This is a genomic window from Emticicia fontis (assembly GCF_054779675.1).
In genome coordinates this window covers 540400-563322 of the sequence record NZ_BAAGXU010000066.1, presented here as the reverse complement: position 1 = coordinate 563322, position 22923 = coordinate 540400, and the positions used below count along the sequence as shown (strand labels likewise).

17 protein-coding genes are annotated in these 22923 nt (G+C 37.9%); 9 read left to right on the top strand and 8 right to left on the bottom strand.

All coding sequences use genetic code 11. The features are described from left to right. Window positions 1-21: 21 nt before the first annotated feature. Complete coding sequence (locus ACYVFA_RS27720) at window positions 22-1293, bottom strand: hypothetical protein (RefSeq protein WP_460475118.1); 1272 nt, start codon at window positions 1291-1293, stop codon at window positions 22-24. A 127-nt stretch (window positions 1294-1420) separates the two neighbouring features. Between ACYVFA_RS27720 and ACYVFA_RS27715 the strand changes: the two genes are divergently transcribed. Then, window positions 1421-2485, top strand: coding sequence for a family 16 glycoside hydrolase (locus ACYVFA_RS27715; RefSeq protein ID WP_460475117.1), 1065 nt, complete (start codon window positions 1421-1423; stop codon window positions 2483-2485). Between the two features lie 162 nt (window positions 2486-2647). Then, a complete protein-coding gene (locus ACYVFA_RS27710; RefSeq protein ID WP_460475116.1) occupies window positions 2648-4738 on the top strand; it encodes a GEVED domain-containing protein in 2091 nt (696 codons plus the stop codon). Between the two features lie 77 nt (window positions 4739-4815). On the opposite strand, the gene ACYVFA_RS27705 is transcribed toward ACYVFA_RS27710, so the two are convergent. The 3 genes from ACYVFA_RS27705 to ACYVFA_RS27695 all read right to left on the bottom strand — a co-directional run bounded on the left by ACYVFA_RS27705 (window position 4816) and on the right by ACYVFA_RS27695 (window position 9531). Next, entirely contained in the window at window positions 4816-5517 is a 702-nt protein-coding gene (locus ACYVFA_RS27705; protein WP_460475115.1) for an outer membrane lipoprotein-sorting protein, read from the bottom strand. A gap of 103 nt (window positions 5518-5620) precedes the next feature. Further along, window positions 5621-8194 (bottom strand): TonB-dependent receptor, encoded by a 2574-nt coding sequence (locus ACYVFA_RS27700; protein WP_460475114.1) that lies wholly within the window; start codon window positions 8192-8194, stop codon window positions 5621-5623. Window positions 8195-8409: 215 nt separating this feature from the next. Beyond that, window positions 8410-9531: a hypothetical protein gene (locus ACYVFA_RS27695; RefSeq protein WP_460475113.1), complete on the bottom strand. Its 1122-nt coding sequence runs from the start codon at window positions 9529-9531 to the stop codon at window positions 8410-8412. A 575-nt stretch (window positions 9532-10106) separates the two neighbouring features. Here ACYVFA_RS27695 and ACYVFA_RS27690 point away from each other — a divergent pair. Together ACYVFA_RS27690 and ACYVFA_RS27685 are read left to right on the top strand one after the other, a co-directional pair. Continuing rightward, window positions 10107-10451 (top strand): four-helix bundle copper-binding protein, encoded by a 345-nt coding sequence (locus ACYVFA_RS27690; RefSeq protein ID WP_460475112.1) that lies wholly within the window; start codon window positions 10107-10109, stop codon window positions 10449-10451. A gap of 346 nt (window positions 10452-10797) precedes the next feature. Continuing rightward, window positions 10798-11100, top strand: a complete 303-nt coding sequence (locus ACYVFA_RS27685; protein ID WP_460475111.1) for a LytR/AlgR family response regulator transcription factor — start codon at window positions 10798-10800, stop codon at window positions 11098-11100. Here the strand turns inward: ACYVFA_RS27685 and ACYVFA_RS27680 are convergent. Further along, window positions 11097-12239, bottom strand: a complete 1143-nt coding sequence (locus tag ACYVFA_RS27680) for a PKD domain-containing protein (protein WP_460475110.1) — start codon at window positions 12237-12239, stop codon at window positions 11097-11099. The two genes, ACYVFA_RS27685 and ACYVFA_RS27680, sit on opposite strands and share 4 nt — an antisense overlap. Before the next feature lie 131 nt (window positions 12240-12370). On the opposite strand from ACYVFA_RS27680, the gene ACYVFA_RS27675 reads away from it, so the two are divergent. Then, window positions 12371-13693, top strand: a complete 1323-nt coding sequence (locus ACYVFA_RS27675) for a hypothetical protein (protein ID WP_460475109.1) — start codon at window positions 12371-12373, stop codon at window positions 13691-13693. An 87-nt stretch (window positions 13694-13780) separates the two neighbouring features. Here the strand turns inward: ACYVFA_RS27675 and ACYVFA_RS27670 are convergent, their stop codons facing one another. Continuing rightward, a complete protein-coding gene (locus ACYVFA_RS27670; protein WP_460475108.1) occupies window positions 13781-15175 on the bottom strand; it encodes an alpha/beta fold hydrolase in 1395 nt (464 codons plus the stop codon). A 159-nt stretch (window positions 15176-15334) separates the two neighbouring features. On the opposite strand from ACYVFA_RS27670, the gene ACYVFA_RS27665 reads away from it, so the two are divergent. Genes ACYVFA_RS27665 through ACYVFA_RS27655 form a run of 3 tightly spaced genes read left to right on the top strand, consistent with a single transcriptional unit; the run spans window position 15335 to window position 17492 of the window. Then, window positions 15335-16636: a hypothetical protein gene (locus ACYVFA_RS27665; protein ID WP_460475107.1), complete on the top strand. Its 1302-nt coding sequence runs from the start codon at window positions 15335-15337 to the stop codon at window positions 16634-16636. A 23-nt stretch (window positions 16637-16659) separates the two neighbouring features. Continuing rightward, window positions 16660-16962 carry a DUF1330 domain-containing protein gene (locus ACYVFA_RS27660; protein WP_460475106.1) on the top strand — a complete coding sequence of 101 codons (303 nt, stop codon included), beginning with the start codon at window positions 16660-16662 and terminating at the stop codon, window positions 16960-16962. 2 nt (window positions 16963-16964) lie between these two features. Beyond that, on the top strand, window positions 16965-17492 hold the full coding sequence (locus ACYVFA_RS27655) for an NADPH-dependent FMN reductase (RefSeq protein WP_460475105.1): 528 nt from the start codon (window positions 16965-16967) through the stop codon (window positions 17490-17492). A gap of 70 nt (window positions 17493-17562) precedes the next feature. Here the strand turns inward: ACYVFA_RS27655 and ACYVFA_RS27650 are convergent, their stop codons facing one another. After that, a complete protein-coding gene (locus ACYVFA_RS27650; protein WP_460475104.1) occupies window positions 17563-18879 on the bottom strand; it encodes a glucoamylase family protein in 1317 nt (438 codons plus the stop codon). 222 nt (window positions 18880-19101) lie between these two features. On the opposite strand from ACYVFA_RS27650, the gene ACYVFA_RS27645 reads away from it, so the two are divergent. Then, a complete protein-coding gene (locus tag ACYVFA_RS27645) occupies window positions 19102-19947 on the top strand; it encodes a UbiA family prenyltransferase (RefSeq protein ID WP_460475103.1) in 846 nt (281 codons plus the stop codon). A gap of 53 nt (window positions 19948-20000) precedes the next feature. Here ACYVFA_RS27645 and ACYVFA_RS27640 read toward each other — a convergent pair whose 3' ends face one another. After that, window positions 20001-22790, bottom strand: coding sequence for a T9SS type A sorting domain-containing protein (locus ACYVFA_RS27640; RefSeq protein ID WP_460475102.1), 2790 nt, complete (start codon window positions 22788-22790; stop codon window positions 20001-20003). Window positions 22791-22923: the final 133 nt, after the last annotated feature.

The following is a 22923-nucleotide window of genomic DNA, read 5'->3' as shown; positions in this document are numbered from 1 at the left end:
ATAATCTTAATTTGATAAAATTTAAAGTTTATCCACTTTAGCCTTTTTGATGATACCGTTGCCTTTAAAGATGAAACCTACTTCTTTCAATTCTCCCAAGGATTTGGTATAGCTGGTTTTAAATATCTCTTTACCGCTTAGTTCAATAGTCAGGCTTTGGTTCTGGTTCTTAACTTTGATATTCTGCCAATGGTAGATGTATGTGCCAAAGGCCGTTAAGTCCATATTTTTGCCATCGAATTTTTTTTCGGCAATGCTCATTTTAATGTCGCTTTCGCATCCCTTTGCACCGAGATTAATGTACATATATTCGTTTGCTCCTTTCAATAATAGAGCGGCAGCTGGGCATACAATACCTGTGGAGTCCATTTTTATATCAGCTGAAAACAAAAAGTTATTGCCATCAATTTTAAAGTCACGGCTATTATGAAAAGTCAGCATAAAAGGTTCTGCAACCTCAATTTTGTTTTCCATTAAAACTTCCTTTCCAACGCCTATGATACCATTTGGCAGCCAGTCTTTAGTCGATAGTATTTTATTTTCGATGGTATTCTGGTGTGCGGCAATCACCCAGTCGTTAGTTTTGATATGCACCGGAATCTCTCTGATAATCGAATCATCTGCTATCAGTTTAGCCATGTAATAGCCCGGCAGATAATAAATATCCGTCAGTTGGTGGTTGTTCTTATCTACTTCTACTCTACGTCTTCTATCCCATGATTGTTGGATATAGAATTTTTCGGCATCGACCGAATCTACATGATAAGTAAAAACTACTGTATTTGGTACTGTATTGCTGACTGATGTTTTGGCTGAGAATTGAATAGCAGAAGAGTTGATGGATTTTTTGAGGAGAACATTTTTAAAAGCAAGAAATCCAATCAACAGGAGCAAGGCAAATCCTCCGATTAACCATGTATAATTAAAACGCAGTTTTACTGGTTTTAATTCTTGCCTAGGTGGCTCATTCGAATGAATAGCTAATGGATTTTCATTGGTTTCATCAAGTAATCTGGTAGATTCTAATTTCAACGATAACCAGTCTTTATTATAGGCTATCTGGCTCAGGGCATCTAAAGTGGCTATATGCGGCAGTCTATTATACTCATTGCGCCATATACGCTTAATAGTAGTAAGGCTGATTTTTACCCCTGATTTCTCCTCAATAAAAAATATCAGAAACTCATAGTCTTTTTGTGTCCAGTTTTCAATCCGGCCAAGTCCTGCTTTCTGTGCTACTTCTTTTTTTAGTGTTTCTAATAGCTCTTCATCTATGAGGTTTATATCATTCATAATCAGGGTCTTATCAAAACAATCGTAAAACAGTTGTAAAATAGTTCAATATCGTGAGTATAAATTTTAAGGTGTCTCAACATCTTGCAGCATAAAAAAATATCACTCAAAATTTAATCAATTTATTATGAAAATGCTCAGAATCAAATCATTTATTATTTGCTCGCTAACCATTCTTTCTTTTCACCTACAAGCACAGAATATTCTCAAAGACTGGCAGGCTTTCTCAGAAGATAACCAGCCCGTTACTTTAACAGAACAAACATACAAAGAAAAAACCTGTGTAAAACTGGATGGTAAAAAAGAAGCGATTGTTATCAACAAGAATAAAAATTATCAGGATTTCAGAATTGAGTTTGATATAGCTGCCAAGGTAATGGCAGGCGTAGGCTTCCATGTAAAGAATGAACAAAACTATCAGTTTCTGTATTTCAGACCGGGCTATGGTGGCACAGAAGAAGCCATTCAGTATATTCCTATCTACAATGGTGGGCTTAGCTGGGTATTATATCATGCGCCTATTTATGAAGCCAAAACTGATATTGCTTCTATGGAATGGTTTCATGCCGCTATTGAGGTAAGGAACAGAATTATGAGAGTGTTTGTGAATAACAAAAAAGAAGCAGATATGACACTGACATTGTTGGATACCGATACTGACAATGGTAATATTTTATTAAGAAGTATGTTTGGCGAAGCCTATTTTGCCAATGTAAATGTTTATGAAATCCCGAAGACATTAACTGACTGGAATATCTCTGAACAGTTGCCACGGGATAAAACCTATGAATATGCAGATGTAAAAAAGATGAAAAACTGGACTAAAATCAACCAAAAAAATGATGACATGGTCAATCTGAAACGTTATTTTGAATACCCTAACGGGACTGTTTTTGCCAAAAGAACGATTGTTTCAGAAGAAGATAAGCCTAAAGTATTAAATTTCGATTTTACAGGTAAACTACAGATTTTTCTGAACGGCAAAGAGGTATTCAATTATGCCAAATACAAACTGGACCGTTTGAGCAATTATGAGAACAGTATTGTGTTGGATATGAAAAAAGGTGAAAATGAACTGACCTTTATTATTGAAGGCGATGCCTTTGTATTCGGAAAGGGATTTAATTCAATGGGTAGATTCCAGCACCAGAACTGGGGATTTATTGCTTCCCTGTCTGAGAAGATGAGATAAAATTCAGTATAAGAAATACGAAGGGTTTGGAAAACAACGCGCTTTTCAAGCCCTCAGCGCTTCTTAAAGATACTTCATTCTTAAGTTTATTTTAATGGGTTAGTATGTCGATATTTGTTTATATTTGATTACCCAAATACCCTTAAAAGTTTATTTTTATTGATGAATGCGATACGTTGGCTTTTTATCTTACCTATTGTTTTATTGACGTCATTTCCTTTAGCTGCTCAGAAAAAGAATCAAACCAACCGACCTCTTATTATAAACAACAATAGTCCAGAAGAATGTGGTACGCCTACACCACCACTCAAAGTTGTGAGGGAGCAAGAAAAACTCATGCAACAGTTTATTCAGCGAGGTACTAATCTGGTTTCTCCGGTAGTTATTCCTATTAAAGCGCATATTGTTCGGAAAAGTGATCTATCTGGCGGGATTGCGGCTGATTCAGTCCTTTCTGCCATTGCTGTGATGAATACCAAATATGCCAGTATCAATATGAGTTTCTCGCTATGCGGGAATGTGCATTATATTGATAGTGATGAGCTATATGAACTTGATGTAAATACAGAAGACAATCAACTGACACTAAACAATGTAAACGATGCCATTAATATTTACTTTGTAGGAACACTAGCGGCAGATGGACTACTATTAAATGGTATTTCGGCATTCCCGAGTGCTGATCCAGCTGAGAACCGTATTATTATGTGGAATGATGCTACGAATAATAGAATTACCCTGCCACATGAAATGGGACATTACTGGAATCTCTATCATACATTTGAAACGTATCTGGGAAAAGAATTAGTGAATGGGAGCAATTGTAGCACCAGAGGTGATCTGGTTTGCGATACACCTGCTGACCCTGTATCTGGTAATTATAATCCCACCACTTGTACTTATACGGGTACCGCCACAGACTCACTCGGACAAGCTTATAATCCAATGGTAAATAATCTGATGTCATACTATGGGCTTTGCCGGGATATTTTTACCATTGGGCAATATACCCGCATAGACGCAGGATATGCTTTAAGAACAAGTTATATGAGTAGCAATACCTATACATTAGCCTGTAATGCTACCGTAGCTGCGGCACCTACTAATATCCAGCTTACCAATGTAGGTTGTGGCCTTAAAATCTCCTGGACTGATAATGCTACCAATGAAATGGGATATATTATTGAAGCCGCCACAAGCCTTACAGGTCCTTTTCTACCAATTGGAACTGTGCGTGCTGATAGTATTAGTTTTTATGATAGCCGTCAGTTGAGTAATGGTACTACTTATTATTATAGAATAGTGGCTGCTAATGCCAATGCTGAATATAGTGATGTAGCACAGATAACTTTTAATGCTGGGACGAATTGCTATTGTATTCCTCCAGCTATAAATTGTACTGATGGCGACCTAATCACAAATGTGACAATTCAGAAAGATGCGAGTGTGTTATTGAACAATGCTTCGGCTTGTAGTGCAGGAGGTTATTCTGTGGATAGCACGGCTTTGCCGACACTCGAAAGAAAACTAACCTATACTTTATCTGTATCTAATATGGGTGTATACGGAGAAGGGGCAACTGTCTGGATTGATTTCAATAGAAATGTAGTATTTGAAAATAGTGAATTGGTTTTTACCAAGCCGAATGCAATATGGACAGAGGCATCAGGCTCATTTACTATACCAGCCGATGCACAAGCAGGGAAAATGCGTATGCGGGTTAAACTAACCTATGAGTCAACGCCAACAGACCCTTGTTCTAATCCGGTTCAATCAATGGGATATGGCGAAACGGAAGACTACTGGATAAATATTTCCTGCGGAGTTGATTCGGTTAAAGAAGGTAAAAGGTGTGGTGCCGGAAGCGTGAATCTGATGGCCTATGGATGTTCGGGAGGAACAATCAACTGGTATAATACCGCCACAGGTGGAACATCCATTGCCACAGGCGGAACTTTTACAACGCCAACACTTTCATCTTCTACTACTTATTATGTAGCCTGTGAAAGTCCTTGTTCTATTGAACGAATGCCTGTCACTGCAACAATTATCATGATAGCTACTAATTTTACTTTTACTAATCCTGCTGAACCTGCTGCGACTTTCTACGCTTCTGGTGCCATTACAAGTACAACCGATGTAGCCACAGGTACAAACTATTATGCCGGGAAATCTATCACACTTAGTCCGGGCTTTAAGGTTGGAGAGAATAAAGTATTTACGGCCAGCATTCAAAGTGTTTCATGCCCTTAGCTATAAATAAAAGAGGTGTACTTCATAAAAGTACACCTCTCTGAGAAAATATAGATTATTTAATTACTCTTCTTTTATCAAGGTTTTTTAAACACTTTCTCATCAACCGGCGCATTCAATTTGATTTTGTTAAGAATCATCGTTACCGAACCCATCTGGCTGGTCATATCCATTGTATATGGTATTTTAATACCGTCTACATCTTTATAGTCAGAGAAGCTGATTTCTGCTTCTTGTCCGCCGGCAGATACTTTTGATTTGGTGACTAAATAAGTATTAGCATCAATATATTGATCCGACACATCACCGCCTGCCGATGTTAGTTTCAGGTGAAACACGTCTTTTTTATCTAATTTTTCTTTACCTACTAATTCAAGTTTGCCTCCTTTTTCTTTATAATCCATCAATTGGCTAAAAGGATTCAACTGCCCTTTTAGTTGTTTTGCCTGGTCGGCTGGCATCACTTCTGGCTCACCAGTGCCACCAAATTGTGTCGGGCGAATCATCCATGCAGTGGTACCGTCATAGGCCTGTACCATTGAATTACCCATAATTGTCATATCTGTACGTACGGCCTTATTAACCAATACTGTGCTTGTCATAGGCATTTCCATACCTTGTACAGCCATTGAACGTTCGGCAACAATGGTATTAACAGATTTTAATTTATCAGCTCCGCCCAAAGCTGCAATGTGTTTGTCAACAATTTCATCGGCGGTTTGAGCGAAACTACTGACCGAAATAAAAGCCACTACTGCGGTAGCAAAAAGTTTGTTCATTTTCATTTTAGATTGAATTAAAGTTTATTCGAAGTTTATTAAGGTTCTTTTTCTGGTTTCCTATCGTTGACGGGTATCAACGATAGGAATATTATTTTCAGTATTATCTTGGAGTACCACCACCTTGCTGTCCGCCGCCGCTTTGTCCACCACCTTGTCCATCGCTCTTCACGTCATCGTTGTTTACTGAGCGTGCTTTTTTCTTAGGAGCGTCTACTGTCATTTTACCGATTTTATAGCTGAAGGTCAAACGAACACCTCTGTTGTACATATATACATTGCTTACCTGATTAAACTGTGCCGATTTCAACTCGGAATGAATTTTGAATCGACTGTTAAAGAAGTTTTCTCCGGCAAGACCGATGCTACCTTTTTTGTTTTTAAAATCTTTCTTGATACCAACTGTATAGAAAGCGAATCCACCTTGGTTACCTTGCAATTGCACGGTGTTACCCTGCATGAAACCGAATGCCTGTGCTCCCCAACCATTTTTGAATGTTGCCTGCGAGAATAAACCACCGCTAACGTTAAAGCCTGAATTAGTAAGGTTTTGCGTTAAATTATCAACACCCAACACTTGTCCGGTTAAGGTTGTATGAATGATGTTGGCAAATATCCCTACGTTCATTTTCGAGGTTACTGCAATGTTAGCAAAAATATTAGTACCATAAGCATGTTGTTTACCAATGTTTTTGTAAGTAGTAATGATAGCACCTGCTAAGGTATCAGATGGGATACGCACCTGCGAGATAGCATTATTGGTGATACGACCGAAGAATGAAGCATTGATAAAGGTTTTCTTGATATTTTTGCTCAAGGTCAACTCAAAGTTATCAGTTATCTCAGGTTTCAGAGATGGGTCACCTACGGTAATATTCTGAGGGTTAGCAGAGTTGAAGTTCGGGTTCAACTGTTGCAAGCCCGGACGTTGAATACGTTTGTTATAACCCAATTTAAAAGTAGTTCCTTTAATGGTTTTCGAAGCATTGACACTTGGTACTAATACCCCGTAATCACCTACACCAATCGGGCCACCTTCTTTGGTACTTGCATCAATGAATGTATGCTCGTAGCGCAGGCCTCCTTTAATTGTGATACGTTTTTTAGTAGTATAAGTATAAGAGCTATAAGCCGCTGCAATATTCTGATGGTAAGTCAATTCGCCTTGTGGTTGATTGATTTCGGTAGTATAACCTCCTGTTGGGCCTGCTAACAAGAACTTGTAATCACTCGTTACTTCACGTAAGATACCTTTCGCTCCAAATTCTAACATCTGGTTTTTCTTGATTGGTGTCTGGTAATCACTTTGTACAGTAAATTCCTGATTAAGGTTACTATTAAGATTACGTTGACGGTTCAACAACTTCTCTTCCGGATTCAATAAGTTCGCATCAAAGTTATTAGTCAAATCATTGCGGCTATATAAAGTTGAGATACTCCATTCCTGTTGTGGTTTTTTAAATGTATGCAGGTAATCGAGGTTCATATCAATTGTACCCGATAAGTTTTTTGCATCTACATCTCTTCTCGAACTGGCATCTGAATTCAGGATACCATTATTATAGATATTGGTAATAAAGTCTTGTTGAGTTGTAAAGTTACGAACACCATAACGTACTCCGGCCGTTAAGCTTTGGTTTTTGGCAAGATCGTAGTCAAAACCTAAGTTATATTGGCCAAACAAACCATGGCTTGAACCATTACCTGTTTGTTTCGTCAAAGTCGAAACGCCGTTTACAATACTTGTCTGGTCAAGATTTGTGTTGGTAATAGTATTATAAATACCGCGTCCGAAACCACCAAGGGTTACACCACCTTTACCTTTTCTATAGCTACCATTTAAGCCTAACATTGAACCTCTGTTACCTAAACCACCATCTATATTCAGGCTTAAACCTTGCAGGTTGTTCTTTTTGGTAATGATATTGATAATACCACCCGAACCTTCAGCATCGTATTTAGCCGATGGACTGGTGATTACCTCAACTGTTTTAATCTGGTCGGCGGGAATTTGTTTCAAGGCGTCAGCTACACTGCTGGCGATGATTGTACTTGGTTTATTATTGATTAAAACCTTGATATTCTGGCTACCTCTCAAAGATACGTTCCCATCAAGGTCAACAGTCAATAAAGGCACTTTGCGCAATACGTCTGCTGCATCGCCACCTTTGGCCGTAATATCTTTCTCAGCATTGTATACCAGACGGTCAACTTTTTCTTCAATCAAAGCCGCTTGTCCGGTTACAGTTACCTCGTTCAGCATTTTAGCGCTACTTGTGATTGTCAGATTACCTAAGTCTAAATCCTGACCTTTGGCTAATGTAACATCTATGGTTTTAGTATTATATCCGATGAAAGTAACTTGAAGTTTAAATGTACCTGCAGCTACTTTGCTCATGGTAAATTTTCCTTTTTCGTCAGCCATAGTTCCATCTACTGGCTTGCTTGTGGTTTTGTCAAGCAAAGCGATGCTTGCAAATTCAACTGTTTTGCTGGTTGTTGAATCAACGATTGTTCCTGAAATTTTACTATTTCCTTTAGGAGTCTGGTCGCCTGCTGTACCCGGTAATGCTTTTTGAGTAGTGCTACCGCCACCCATCGGAAACTGCGCCATAGCAGGGGCAAATGAAGTAAAAATAGAAGCAAATAAAATGATTAGTAATGTACCTTTTTTCATGATTTAGTTTTTAACGATACAAATTTGCGTCAGAAAGCTAAATTCTGAAATCGAAAAAGGATAAGTGTAAGATTTAGGCTGATGAACATAGCATATTGCCCGATGAATGTTTTATTAGCTATGACGATTGGAAAACAAGCCGGACGAGCGTATAACTATGCCTTTTTTGCTTATATCACTATTTTGATATTTATTAGAATAATACAAATATAGCCTTATTTTGGGCCAATAATAGTAAAATGCCATGTACCCGACACCGTAACGGCAGTATTGCTTACATTCGTAAGCCGCACATTGCAGGAAGTAGCCGTAACATTATAAGGAGTAACTAAAATTTTATCCCAACCACCCGTGCCATTTTCAACCTGTGCTACTGATACCGCTGGCACACCCGAAAAATCAGGATAGCCAAGTGTACTGATAATACTTGCACCAGCCGCCAGATTAGAGAATGAATATCCCTCGGTTTCGTGTAGAACAATAAAAGGGGAGGCGGTATTATTCAGAACAATGTTGTGTCCGTCAGCCGTTAACTCTCCTGAAACCTCCGCTTTGCCAGATACAAATAAATTAGTTCCTACCTGTAAAGAAGCACCCACACCAGCCGCGCCCGAAATAATGGCAATTCCGTCTGCATAGATATTTCCGCTTGCCGAAATATTACCATTATTCGTAATAGTAAAAAGGGTGCTATTCGAAGAGTTTCTGAAAATGAAACTCTCATTAGTCTGGAAATTTCTGAACTTCATGCCATCAACATCGTGTAAAATTTCTCCATAACCTGCATTATCTCCATTTTCCATTCTGATGTGTTGCCCCCAACCACCGTTGCCATCTGCTTTAATATGGAGTCTGGCAATGGTTTGTTCATAAGTCAATTGCCCAACTGCCAGATTGAATCCAACTTTAGCCTTGTTGTTGAAATACCCCGAAAAATTACTGTTGGCATATCCAAATACCCCAACGCCTGTATCACTCACGCCATAAATACCGGCATTACTAGTACTATTGCCATATACCCCGGCACCACTTACACCAATGCCATGGATGGCCTGATTAATTCCGCTGGTTGAAACCACTAGGCCTTTACCCGAACCAGTATTGTTTAATGAGAATAGAAATGTTGAAGTAGAACTACTACCGCTATAAGGTAAAGTAATGCTACTGCCGCCACCTCCTCCAGTCATATCTACCCAGCCGGCGCCATTGCAGAAATACATTTTACCATCAGTTGTATTAAAAACCTGAGTTCCCCTGGTAGTAGAATTACAAGTACTCAAGGAAGTTACATTGCCTATTTTGGTGGAATTAGGCAAGAGAATAGTAGATTGAGCCATGGATTTACCAACCATTAAGAATAAAAAGATAAAAAGATACCGCATAGTAAAATTGTGTCTGATGAATCAGTAAATGTATCTGATGCTTAGGCAGAAATCAATCACGGTTTGCCGTGATTTTTGAGAAGAAACAGGCGAACAGGAGAGTTTTTCCAGAGGCTGAAAAATTTTCTCAAAAAATATGAAAATATTAAATCCAAGGTTAGACAACCTTCGTATATGTAGATATAAAAAAAATCGTAAGATAGAATCCTACGATTTTCTGAGTTTAATATAACTTTTGCTTGTCAATCTACATGCCCTAGATCGACAACAAATTTTACAATTTTTATTCGTAAAAACCAATAAAAATTCACTCAAAACGAAGCTAATATTTATTTTAGGATAAAAAGCCCTTTAAAATGGGGCTTTTTGTGCTGAAAAGTGTTTTTTTTACACATTTAGCTTGACAAATTTTTTTTCTAAGTTTCAGTACTTTCTTGCTCATCGCAACTCTGTCGGCAAAAACTCACCCAGAAAAATTACCATTTATTGTTGGCATATCTTTTTCATCATTCATGAAAAAAGATAAAACTATGGCAAATCAAAAATTTCAACATTGTATCGACCAGTGTATCGCCTGTGCAACTGCCTGTAGCCATTGTGCTACCGAATGCCTTAAGGAAGAAAACGTGAAACATCTGGCACACTGTATTCAACTGGATTTAGAGTGTGCGGTTATCTGTCGTTCGGCGGCAGAACTCATGAGTCTGGGAAGTGACTATAGTTATGTGCATTGCACCAACTGTGCAGAAGTATGTAATGCTTGTGCGGCAGAATGTGAAAAACACGCTGTTATGGGTATGGAGCATTGTAAGGCCTGCGCAGAAGCCTGTCGTAAATGCGCCGCCGCTTGCGAAGAAATGGTGGCAACGGTATAGTTTGCTATCAATAAATAAATTAAGGTCTTGTTACCTTAAAGTATTATGTCCGTCTAATGAGTATGATTATTTACCCGTTAAATAATCTGCCATAGCGGCACTCGGGTTGGGTCAAATTCTTGCTGCTATGGGTTATCTAATGGCAAAAAACGTCAGACTGCTTTTTTTAATTATTCTCTTCTCTGTGGTGTAGTGTTGCTACCGCTTAAAAGTATTTCGCTCAGATAAAACAATATCTACAATCTGCTCCCCGTTAGTAACGGACTTAGTCAGGAAAATAAATTATACAATTGATTAGTAGAAAAGAGTTTAGGAAGACAATGGTCTGCAAAACTTTGGGCTACGAATGAGCATTATGAAACTAATTGCCAATATTCCTTTGGAGCAGATTCTCTTCCTCCAGGCAGATACCAATTATACTCAAATTTTTTTAAGCTGTGGCCGAATCTTGCTTTCAGGCTTCAATCTCAAGAAATACGAAGAATTTTTCGAGCAGGCAAGTTTTCTGAGAGCCAATAGAAGATATCTCATTAACCGCAATCATATTGAACATTACGACTCTGCAAACTTTACTCTGCATCTTAAAAACGGAAGAGTGATTGAAGTATCTCGTCGTCGTCGGGAAATGATACAAAGTATGGTGGCTTAGTAAACCAGATACTTCAATTTCAGTAAACCATCAATTTTGCCATACTCAGCAAAATCTCCTTTAATTTTAAAGGTTATCCAAAGCGCTTTGTCATACATTTCCGGAATGAGTTTGGCTTGTGGTATTTCATGCACTTCTACTATTTCAAGAGTTTTAGGTGAGTAATTATCATTTGGAATACCCTGAACCCCAAACCACCAATCCATCAGCCCATTATTTGATACATATTTTTTATTGAGAATAGCGGCTTCTTTGATAGCTTTATATTTATCTGCTAAAGAATAATCTTTTAAGTTTAGAGAACTTGTAATCAATATGAGGTCTATATCTGTATCAGGTACAGTAAAATGGAAGAAAGGAATACCTAATGGAATACCATCACAACAGGCGCCGTCAAAACGCACATTTCCTGTGCCTTTAAGTGCCCCTTTGTGTTTCAGATAAGTTCCGGTAAAAGTAGGGACTTGTTCTTCTTTTACATTGGTTATATTGATATTGACCGATTTTGTGCTTTCATGGAACGGAGAATTAGCGCTTAATGTAATAGGGTAGATGCCGTTTTTCTCAAATATGAGTGTTGGATTTTGATTTTTTGTATAATAAGGAGAACCCCCTCGCCACGCATAATCCAGCGCATTTTTAGAAAGATTGGTAAACTTTACAGCACCATTATCCAGCAATTCATAAGAGAAGTCAGCTTCGGCTTTTGGTGGGATATTGCTGATTCGGACGGTTTGTGTATGAGAAGCCTTGTTAATTTCACCTGTTTCAGATTTGTTGTAGGCTGTGAGTGTGATTTGGTATTCTTTATTTTCTTTGTAAATGTGTTCGACACCTTCACCCGATTCAACCGGAATTCTATCCGGATTAGAGACTGCTGAATATTGTCCTTCAAAACCATCGCCATAGTCAATACTGCAATAGTTCCAGCGCTCCATCTTAAACATAACTATGATACGACCATAGGCATTTCTATCGGCAATTATTTTAAAATTGGCAGATATTCCACCAGATAAATCCGGGTTAACTTTTTCTTTTTTCTCACAGGCTATTGCCATTACAATCAGAAACGCAATGCAGAGCTTTGTATAGAGCGCTTTTATCATATTCATAGAATGAGTATTGAATATTAAAGGCATGACTATAAAATAGGATTGAAGGTTGTAAAAATCATTATTTTCTGCCGTAGAATAATTTTTAGAGGTCTAGGCTGCCAAACCCATCCAACCAGAAAAATCAAAGGGCAGTCAGACATGGAAAATAATTGCTGATGAGATATTTCCCTTTTCTACCGATAATACTGATTGTAATACATTCGTGTCAACAAAAAGAAGATGTAGTACCCAACCATGCTCCGGGTAGTTTTATTGTAAATGCTTCTCTGCAAGGCGATGGTAAATCTGTCCTCCTAAGTTGGACACCTGCACAAGACCTTGATAATGATCAAATAAGTTATACTGTGTCTTATAGAGGAAAAGAAATCAGAGGGATTAACGATACCTTCTACCTTTTAAAGAATCTGCCTTTTGGCAGTGAGATTGAAGGGAGTATTATAGCTGAAGATGGGAAAGGAGGTAGGTCTGTGACGAAATTCGCTTCTCAAACAGCCACGAGCTATGTGGCTATTCCTGATTCAGCTTTTGAAAACGAACTCATCAGGCAGAAGATTGATGATAAAAAAGATGGCTTATTATCCAGAAGTGCCGCAATAAGAATAACAGAGTTGGATATATCAGGTAAGATGATTAATAGCCTGATTGGGATAGAAGCGTTTTCTAATCTGGTTTATCTGGATTGTCAGGGAAACCGCTTAAAGAAACTTAATATGAATGGAAATACAGCGCTAAGCTATCTTGATTGCCATAGTAATGAAATTACTGATTTGCAGGTAAGCAAATGTGTAGTATTAGAGACCATGTATTGTCAGGTAAATAAACTGACCTGGCTGAATATTACGGAAAATCAGGCGTTGATAGAATTGTGGTGTTTTTCTAATATGATAGGTTTAATAGATATAAGCAAAAATACAAAACTAAAGAAACTTAGTGTTTCCTATAATAAATTAAAAACTTTAGACCTAAGTAAAAACGTAAATCTGACAGAGTTATCCTGTTCGTTTAACGCGCTATCAGCCCTGGACTTAAGTAAAAATATAGTATTACAATCTTTATATTGCTCCGATAATTCGATTGGTTATTTAGAGGTAAGTAAAAGCACAGTACTTAACACTCTGGTTTGTCAGTCTAATCTATTAATGGAATTAGATATAAGTCAAAACACTGAACTGGTTTATCTCCAATGTTCCAGAAATCTTCTGCAAAAACTGGATATAAGTAAAAATACCAATCTAATTTATCTCTTTTGTCAATCAAATGACTTAACAAATCTGAGCTTAAATAAAAATCAGGACTTGTTTTATTTAAATTGCTCGTATAATTACCTGACTAATTTGAATATCAGCCATAACCTTAAATTAATATACTTGTTATGCTATAAAAATAGCTTCTCAACCATTTGCATCAGCGATTATGCCCAGATTCCGGTTGCTGGTTGGGAAAAAGACGGGCGGGTGAACTATGCTGTTTGTGAATAACAAATATTGAGCATACATTTGAAAATGTTCGAGAATGTCTTAGAAGTCTCAAATGCATAATTCACCTGCCATTATTTTCCGACAATATCATTTCGCATTTAAAAACGGCAGTATGCTTGTCTTTACGGCTTCCCAATTGCAATAAAAAACTACATGACCGCAACCCGGAATGATAGATAGTTGACCATTTTTTATCGCTTTCGTTGCATTAACCATATTCTGTGGAGTATGATATTCGTCTTTGTCACCTCCCATCACCAATGTTGGGCATTGAATTTTCTCAAAAGTTTCTGTACTCAAAAAATCGTCATTGTATAAATAATTCAATTTGCTAAGGTGCTCATTGAAACGTTTAGGTTCTGGCATCATGGCTAATCTGCTTTCAAAGAACTCCTTATTGTTTTTCAGGAGGTCGTCAGCGGTATAATTAAAGGCATTTTTTCTAGAGCCTTTAGGGGTATCGCCAAATCCAATGGCTACCAGTTTTTCTACTAATTCAGGATGATTGGCTGCTAGTTTGAAAGCACTGGATGCACCGTCGCTAAAACCAATTACCTTTACTTTCTCTTGTGTCAGACTTTTGATAACCTTATAAGCGTCTTCGGCCCGCTGATCCCATGTATAAGGTTCTTTCCCTATTTCAGACTTTCCATGCCCGCGAGTGCCTAAACAAATCACCTGATAGTTTTTAGAAAGTTCTTCAATAAAGTTTTCGTATTCGTCAATATACCCATATACACCACCATGTAGCATGACAATGGGTTTGCCTTTGCCATATACTTCATAGTAGAGTTTCGCATCGCCAACGTTGAAATAATTACCTATCAATGGATTATTGCCAAATTTATTGTCGGTGGGGGTAACAGTCAGATTCGTAAAAGTGCCTCGTGTTAAAGGTCCTGTCCATAAGCCTATTTTACCTTTTGAATTAGCCGCCAGACTTTCTACTGCCAGACAAGGCTCCGGGTTATTATTGACAAATACCTTTATCATTGGTTTATCAATCACGATTTTGGCATGAAACCAGCCATTAGGGTCGGGTACAGGTTTTACTTTATTTTCGTATTTACCCGGAAAATCGTCACGTAATTTAAACCAGGGTTGGTTGGGTAAATTACCATATTGCACCGCTCGGCTTCTGCGTACAGTATCAGGATTCATAAAATTGAAAGGACGAAAATAAATGTGTTCATAGGTTTTATCGTCCTGAATATTAAATGCAATTCCTAAAAAACTCTGTTGTAATACATTTTCACCTTTCAAATCAATTTCGATAATGCCATTGCCCATCTCCAGGTTATTGAATACCATCATTCCATCAGTTTCGGTTTTCTGAAGCACCGTCGTATCTTTCCATTCGGGCATCAATCGGTTATAAATCGTCCAGGCCGGGCCATTTTTAAGATCAGGTTTCTGGGTTTTGTTCTGGCCAAAGGCGCTCGTGACCAAGCCAAGGAATAATAAGATGAGGAGTTTTTTCATAATTCTTGAGTCTTTAATACAGATGAATAAATGTCTTGAACGGATTGGTGATAGAGTGGTTTTTATTTGGCAAATTTGTAGAAAAGAAAAAGCTATGGCTTGTCCAAACCTGATCCAAAACAGGTTCATGTTTGTGCAAGCCCAAATTAGAACCGCGAAATGGAGTATTCAGAAGCAGAAAATCTAGAAAAATGCAAAAGAGCCATTGAAGAGAAACTCAATTGGGGAAGTAGTGCTTCGTGGCTGAACTATGATTTTGAAAGGCTCAACGAACAGATATTTGCCGAGACAAACGTACAGATAAGTGTTTCTACCCTGAAAAGAATATTTGGTAAGGCGAGTTATAATAGTTCTCCGTCTCTGACTACGCTCAATACTTTAGCGCAATTTATAGGCTTTACTAATTGGCGTGATTTTACCAAGAGTATTGCTCCTCAGCCGATAGCCCCGGAAACTCCTGCACCGCCTGTTATTACTCCTGCTCATCAGCCAGTAGTTAATAAAAATCAACGTAGGTATTTTATTTATGGCATCATCAGTACCTTGGCTATTATCAGTCTGATTGGTTTTATGGTGCAGAAAAAGGAGCCGAATCTTGATTATTCCAAATTTGCTTTTGAAGCCAATAAAGTAGTAACAGAGGGCTTGCCCAATTCGGTGGTTTTTACTTATGATGCCACAGCCGCTAAGCCAAGAGATTCGGTTTTTATTGTACAGACATGGGACAGCCGACGAAAGAAGCGAGTAGATAAAAACCGGCATAATCATTCGGCTATTTATTATTATCCTGGCTATTTCAGAACAAAACTGATTGTGAATCAGGAGGTAGTGAAAACACATGATTTACAGATAAAAACAGATAACTGGCTGACTCTGGTAGAACCCGCCAGTGAAGCTAAAAGACCCTTATATTTTTCTAAACCGGAGGTATTGAAGGGTAATGAAGTAAGTGTAGACAGAGATTTATTGAAAAAATATAGTCTGTCACTTTATCCCGAAGCACCCAGAATCAGATTTTTTAACCAGACAGATCTGGGGGAGTTGATGAACGATAATTTTACTTTTGAAACAGTACTGAAAAACGATTTTTCAGAGGGCACTGGTGCCTGCCAGAAGGTACAGGTTTTGATTCAATGCAAAGACGATATTATCATTATTCCGCTTTGTGCTAAGACCTGTATAGGTAATATTAATCTATATGCCTGTGGTGCAAACGTAGAAAGTACCGATGCAGATTTATCCGGGTTTGGTTGTGATTTAAACCAATGGACAAAGCTAAGAGTAGAAACCCGCAATAGAGAAATGACTTTCTTTGTGAACAACAAGAGAGCCTATACGCTTAATTTTCCACATATTCGGACAGGAATTGTAGGGGTACAATACCGTTTTGAAGGCGTAGGTGCCGTAAAAGATACCTGGATTGAAGGGGCAGGAGGGAAGCACGAGTTTGCAATAAAATAACACCGATATAATCAATTAAAACTATGATATACATTACCCAACTGATTTTTGTAAAAGAAGGTAAAGAAGCCGTTTTTCATGAGTTTGAAGATAATGTGCTGCCCTTGATTGAAAGGTTCAATGGAAAATTACTATATAGAGTCCGGCCGGATGATGCAGCTTATATAGTAGCCGAAGGAGAGAAACCCTATGAAATTCATTTTGTGTCTTTTGAATCTGAAGATGATTTGCAGGCTTATATGAAAGATGATGGTCGTTTGAAATTTATTCATTTAAAGAACGATTCTGTTCAATCTATGCTTCTGGTAAAAGGAGATAAAATGTAATAATGAAAAAGAAAGTAACAGGTATTTTGGGTAGTACTAAAGCCCATTCAAATAATGAAAGATTGTTAAAGAGGATAGGGGAGCTAATGCAGGATAGCGTTGAGTTGACTATCTTTAATCAAATAGCTGAGCTACCACACTTTAATCCTGATTTGGATAATGAACAGGTAGCCCCAATTATAGGAGATTTGAGGCAACGAATTGCAGAAGCCGATGGGGTTTTGATTTGTACGCCCGAATATGTTTTCAGTATGCCTGGTAGTTTAAAGAACGCATTGGAATGGATGGTGTCAACGGTAGTATTTTCAGATAAACCTTTGGGTATTATCACCGCATCAGCATCCGGCGAAAAGGGTCATGAACAATTACAAGTAGTGATGCGAACCTTAGGTGCCAATTTTAATGAAGACACTTTATTATTAATCAGTGGCATTAAAGGAAAGATGAATGAAGAGGGGGAGATTATTCATGCTGAGACCTTGCAGCGAGTAGCGCATTTTGCTGATTCTTTTTTGAAATTGTTAAGGTAGAGATTCGAAAAGATAGATTACAAAAAATTTGACTCTGATTTCTCAAAAGAAATCGGAGTCAATTGTAAGTTTACTTTACTTGCGGGCTTTCAAAACCTAATTTTTTAAGTCCTTGCTGGATTTCAGGAATGCCCATGAATAATTTCCAGAACAAGCCACTTCTATAATTCTCAATCATTACCACAATCGGCCCCTGGTCGATAGCCAGATAAGAATCCGCATACCAGTTTTTTGATTCATTCATGGCATCTTTTAAACCATATTCTCCCCACATTTTATCGCCTTTTTCTTCATAAAAATAGCGCAAAGCCGCCATCGATTCTTTAGGTGTATAAGGGAAAGCTGATAATGCTGCCGTAGGACTAATCACACCAAGATCATTATCAGGTGCGTGAGCATTATACCCTTCATGGTTATCGCTGGCTGTTAATCCCCAGCAATTTGGGCCATAGCCTTTAAATTTATTCGGGTTCGCTACGCAGTGTTTGTAATTGATTAAGGTATGATTCTGGTTTTGTTGCCAGTAATCGGCATATTGATCTTTTAAACCACGAGGATCTAAACCCAGGAAAGAATATTGCGAGAAAAACAATGGCCCGCCATAATCAAAACCCAATGGAAGTTTCACTCCATAAAACTCTTTGCCATTTTTAAAGTGGTCGCTTTGTGCCCAGCATTTGATATAATGCTCGCGGGTAATAGGATAACGTTTAGATGAAGCCCCTAAAATATAAGTAACCAGGGTTTCATTCCAGCCACGCAATTCAAAATTCATTGCCCAGCCGTTATTCGGGCTCCAATGCCAGTAGAGCTGATTCACTGAACCTTGCGTAAACCAGTCAAACTCCAGTTCGTCCCACATCCAGGTCGTTTTCTGGCGGATGTCTAGTTCGGTGCTATTGTCTTTAGTGAAATATGCTCTGGCACATAATAAGCCCTGGAAAAGGTATGCCGTTTCTACCAGATCAGCTCCATCATCTTTACGTCCGAATGGAATGGTTTTACCTGTTTCGCCATCCATCCAATGCGCAAATGCCCCATGATAACTCTGTGCTTTGAACAAGAAATTGACAATTTTTCTGATTCTTTCAGCACCTTCTTCTCTTTTTATCCAGCCGCGCTCTACACCCACAATAATAGCCATTACCCCGAATCCGGTTCCGCCAATCGTACAGGTCTCGTGCCCGTAACCAAAAGTGACATTGCTACGCTCGCGGGCCAATCCGCTTTTCGGATGCCCGAAATCCCAGAAATACTTTATGGTTTGTTTTTGTACTAAGTCTAAAAGTGCTTCGTCAGAGAGTTTTTCAGTAGTTTTATTGTTTTTCTGCCCATAACTTAAAACAGACGCACATAGTAAGCAGAAAATAAAAATCTTGGCTTTCATAAATCATCAAGGTTGAAAATATAACACAATCCAATGCTAAAAATAGGGTCAAAAAAACAAATTTTAAGGGTAGGAAACAAGAATTCGATCAAGCGATTTTATAAATCGCTTATGGTGTTCATCTACTTAATCAGGCAAAATAGCGGGTTCTGATGCCAATAAATCGACTTTAAAATATAAATCCCTCAAAGAAATTAATATCTTTACAAAAAAAGATAGCCCATGACAGCCAAAGATATTCTCTTACACCTGCGTATTCCTTTTTCTTTTTTTCTGATGCCTGTCTATTGGTTTGCCATTAGTCAGGCAACTATTGTCAACAAAACCAAGGCTATCTGGGTTTTTGTTATCCTGCATTTGTTGATTTATACAGCAAGCAATGCCTATAATAGTTATTTTGATAAAGATGAAGGAAGTATTGGCGGTTTAGAAAAACCGCCTGCGGTGGATGATAAGCTCTTCTGGGTGGCCTGGGGCATAGATACTATTGCGGTGGTTCTGGGATTTTTGTTTGTAAACCCACTTTTTGCCTTGCTGATTTTCGTTTATAGCATGGTATCGAAAGCCTATAGCGATGATAAGATTCGCCTGAAAAAATATGCCGTGCTAAGCTGGTTGATTGTAGGCTTGTTTCAAGGAGTATTTACGTATTATACCATTGTGCTGGCTGTCAGTGATAATGATGAAGCCTTATGGCATCATCTCTTGCCTGCTATTATCAGTACCTTAATGTTATGGGCGATTTACCCCATCACACAAGTATATCAGCATGATGAAGACCGGAAACGAGGGGATAGAACCATGAGTATGCTTTTGGGCATCAGAGGTACTTTTGTGTTTACGGCTATTGTCTTTACAGTAGCTTTTGGTTTATTCTTCCTTTACTTCCCCGAATCAGATTTTATCTTATTGCTCTTATTTAACCTGCCCACCCTGGCCTACTTTAGCTGGTGGTTTTTGCAGGTACTAAAGGATTCAGGACAAGCTGATTTTCGCCACGTCATGTGGCTCAACCTGCTGGCCTCTTTATGCCTGAATGGGTTTTATATCTGGTTGTATATCAGATAACAATTAATCTTCTTGGTTTTGAAACTGCTGAGGCAACTATAACATTACCTAAGCTAATTAATTATAATCTTACCCCTTAGTAATCTTTGTCCACTTTGGGTCGATAGAATATATATGCCCTTTGGAATATTTTTAATATTCACACGATACTTATCTTCCATAAATTCAGAAACAATAGGGAATATCTTTCCGTCAACACCTATTAATTGAAATGAATCGGCTAAAGGTATATTGGTTTTGATGTATACTTCATCCCTTGCCGGATTAGGATAGTAAGTAATGTCTTTGTTTGTCAAAATAGGTTCATCTGAAAGAGGGCTAGAAACTACAAGATAGAGCGTCTCCTCAATGCCTTCGTATTGGTCATTTCCCTCACTTTTTAAAGTGACTTTTATCAATGGACTATCTATTTTAGGCTCTATTTTGATGCTTCCAATCGACTGCACACCATCAACGCTGATTTTTACAGGCAGGTTAGAAGTAGAGCTTACTTCAAAAAGATAAGCAGCCGAGGCAGTTGTTAACTGAGGATACGTATAATTAAATGAGGGTTTGATACGGAGTAATTCAATGGTCTGGGTAGCTAGCTGAACGCCCTTTTTATCCCGAAATGTTATTTTAACAAAACCCGCTTTAGGTTCAAAAGTAATGGTTGAGTCTTGCTCCAAACGTGCATTGCCTTCTACTTCTATTTTAATAGGTGATATATTTGTTTTGTAGTACAACTTCACGTTCTGGTAAGTATTCCATGCTAATTTTTCACGAAATGGACTAAAGGTGAAATAACGTGTTTCGGGGCTTTTAGTAAATCTATGCAGGCTTTTATTACTAATGGCATAGAGCGTGTTCTCATCAAAAAACTCAAAACCAAATACATTATTAATATCCATCAAAACAAAATTGCTATCTATTTTTCCTGATGGTAGAATCTTCATAAAATTATAACCCATCACATTCTTACTGGGATACGCAAACCCAACTGTATTCGTAAAAATTGTTCCATCGTCTTTGTATCTGACAAATTGCCCTCCTACAATATAGTTTTTCTGATAGGTTGGATCAGGTGTATGGTCACTTTTAAATTTTACAAAAATTTGTCTGATAGTTCCATCAATAATAGTATGGTTAAATCCACTAATAATATATCCATCTTGTACAGGGGTAGTGTAAAAATTATCCAACCCGAAAGAGATTTGAGAGCCGGCGTCGAGCCTATAGAGTGGTTTTTCCTGTATGCCTTTATCATCATAAAAAAAGACTTCATAGCCATTCTTGCCAAGTACATGAGCCGCTATTTGCTTATTAGGCAGCAATTCATATTTGGCTATTCTATTGCCATTGTATTCTGTAATCCTGAAATCATTATCGCGGCCTACACCCATTTTATATCTTACCAGAAAGTTTTCGGTAAATAGATGATATACTAGTTTGTTGTCCCAGTCTATCACATCGTTAGCATCCAATGTATCAGGTGAGGTACTCATTTCTGATTTACTATTAATTGTATAAAATTTCCTATCGCCTCTGATGACAAACGAGTCTTTTGTTTTATAACATTGCCAGATAGTTTTGGAGTCGAAAAAATCATAAAGCAATTGATGTTTCTGGTTATAAATTCTTATGCAATTAGGTTTCTGAGAAGACTGTAAACTATAAGGTGAGCGTTCAACAGAAGTATCCAATAGTTCTACCAGATAGTTATTTGCCTGTTTCTCTATGCGGTGAGGGCGTAAGGGCTTTTCAAAACGCACACTGATTTTAAAGTTAGGATCAATACTGCCGTCGGCATTCATTTTTTCTATAATCCCACTCTTGTTTTGCATAATCCAGAAAGAACCATCCTGAAAAACATGTAAAAAGCCTGTATTCTGATGATCCTTTCTATCATATAAGTCATAATCTACTGTGCCATCATTCTTGATTTTAATATGCGAATTATCGATATAAATTAAATTCACACTTCCATCTTTCTGATAATAAAACTCAGGAGGCCCTCCCGGGTAGGCAGCAATCTTACCAAGCTCTGCCTTCCATAGTTTATTACCTTCGCTATCATATTTTTCTACATTAGATCTTGACTGACTGATATTAGTATTATACAGATAAAGAGCATTCTTATAAACCGATATTCTTCCCTCGCCATCAAACATTTCAGGACTGAAACTCAATGGAGGGAAATTAGTATCTATTACCAGGTCTTTATCAGTTTTAATGATTTTGATGTTGCGGAAAGTGTCTGTGATATATAGGTAATGTTCACCTGAATCACTTGCTATTAGCCATTGAAGCCGGGCATCTTCTTTGATGCCATAATCTGATAATTGGAATGTTTTAATAAAATTGCCGTTTTTATCAAAAATCTGGTAGTAAAAAGACCACTCAGAATAATTGACGAAACTTGCCAGAATGTTGCCATTGTGCAATGAGAAAAGCTGAGGAATATAGTTTCTGCTGGCAGGAAATCTGAAAGTAGAATCGACCGTACCATCTTTATTGATTTTTTGAAGAGTAAAAAGAGAAGAAAGAGTAGCAACGGTAATATATTTCCCATCAGGAACCATAATATTATTTTTAGCTCTGTAAGCAAAGCCTTCTTCTCTGGTAATCACTTGTAAAACTTCTCCTTTTGTATCAACCAATAGATTGCCGTTGATAATGGGTTTATCGTGATAGATATTTCCTTTGAAAACTACGTTCAGTGTGCCATCTGAGAACTGATTAATCCAGGGGTATATAACATTGTATGGTTGCTTGACCTCCTGAAACTGAAAAGTAGTATCCATACGGAAAACCTGCGAAAAGGCTCCGGAAGAAAGAAGTAACAGTAATAAAATTTTCTTCATACCGATTAGTAATTTCAACCAAAGACAGATTAAAGGGGCAATAGGTTGGAATGAAGAATAGAATTATCAGAAATCGGTTTTTAAGCAACAAAACCCATAAAAACAAAAACACCTGCCTCGAAATCGAAGCAGG

Bases quoted from the DNA above. Each gene is read 5' to 3' on its own strand.
- ACYVFA_RS27675 (WP_460475109.1), top strand. From the start codon at position 12,371: ATGAGATATTTCCCTTTTCTACCGATAATACTGATTGTAATACATTCG.
- ACYVFA_RS27660 (WP_460475106.1), top strand. From the start codon at position 16,660: ATGATATACATTACCCAACTGATTTTTGTAAAAGAAGGTAAAGAAGCC.
- ACYVFA_RS27645 (WP_460475103.1), top strand. From the start codon at position 19,102: ATGACAGCCAAAGATATTCTCTTACACCTGCGTATTCCTTTTTCTTTT.
- ACYVFA_RS27680 (WP_460475110.1), bottom strand. From the start codon at position 12,239: ATGCCTTTAATATTCAATACTCATTCTATGAATATGATAAAAGCGCTC.
- ACYVFA_RS27710 (WP_460475116.1), top strand. From the start codon at position 2,648: ATGAATGCGATACGTTGGCTTTTTATCTTACCTATTGTTTTATTGACG.
- ACYVFA_RS27650 (WP_460475104.1), bottom strand. From the start codon at position 18,879: ATGAAAGCCAAGATTTTTATTTTCTGCTTACTATGTGCGTCTGTTTTA.
- ACYVFA_RS27700 (WP_460475114.1), bottom strand. From the start codon at position 8,194: ATGAAAAAAGGTACATTACTAATCATTTTATTTGCTTCTATTTTTACT.
- ACYVFA_RS27720 (WP_460475118.1), bottom strand. From the start codon at position 1,293: ATGAATGATATAAACCTCATAGATGAAGAGCTATTAGAAACACTAAAA.
- ACYVFA_RS27670 (WP_460475108.1), bottom strand. From the start codon at position 15,175: ATGAAAAAACTCCTCATCTTATTATTCCTTGGCTTGGTCACGAGCGCC.
- ACYVFA_RS27695 (WP_460475113.1), bottom strand. From the start codon at position 9,531: ATGGCTCAATCTACTATTCTCTTGCCTAATTCCACCAAAATAGGCAAT.
- ACYVFA_RS27715 (WP_460475117.1), top strand. From the start codon at position 1,421: ATGAAAATGCTCAGAATCAAATCATTTATTATTTGCTCGCTAACCATT.
- ACYVFA_RS27665 (WP_460475107.1), top strand. From the start codon at position 15,335: ATGGAGTATTCAGAAGCAGAAAATCTAGAAAAATGCAAAAGAGCCATT.
- ACYVFA_RS27690 (WP_460475112.1), top strand. From the start codon at position 10,107: ATGGCAAATCAAAAATTTCAACATTGTATCGACCAGTGTATCGCCTGT.
- ACYVFA_RS27705 (WP_460475115.1), bottom strand. From the start codon at position 5,517: ATGAACAAACTTTTTGCTACCGCAGTAGTGGCTTTTATTTCGGTCAGT.
- ACYVFA_RS27685 (WP_460475111.1), top strand. From the start codon at position 10,798: ATGAGCATTATGAAACTAATTGCCAATATTCCTTTGGAGCAGATTCTC.
- ACYVFA_RS27640 (WP_460475102.1), bottom strand. From the start codon at position 22,790: ATGAAGAAAATTTTATTACTGTTACTTCTTTCTTCCGGAGCCTTTTCG.
- ACYVFA_RS27655 (WP_460475105.1), top strand. From the start codon at position 16,965: ATGAAAAAGAAAGTAACAGGTATTTTGGGTAGTACTAAAGCCCATTCA.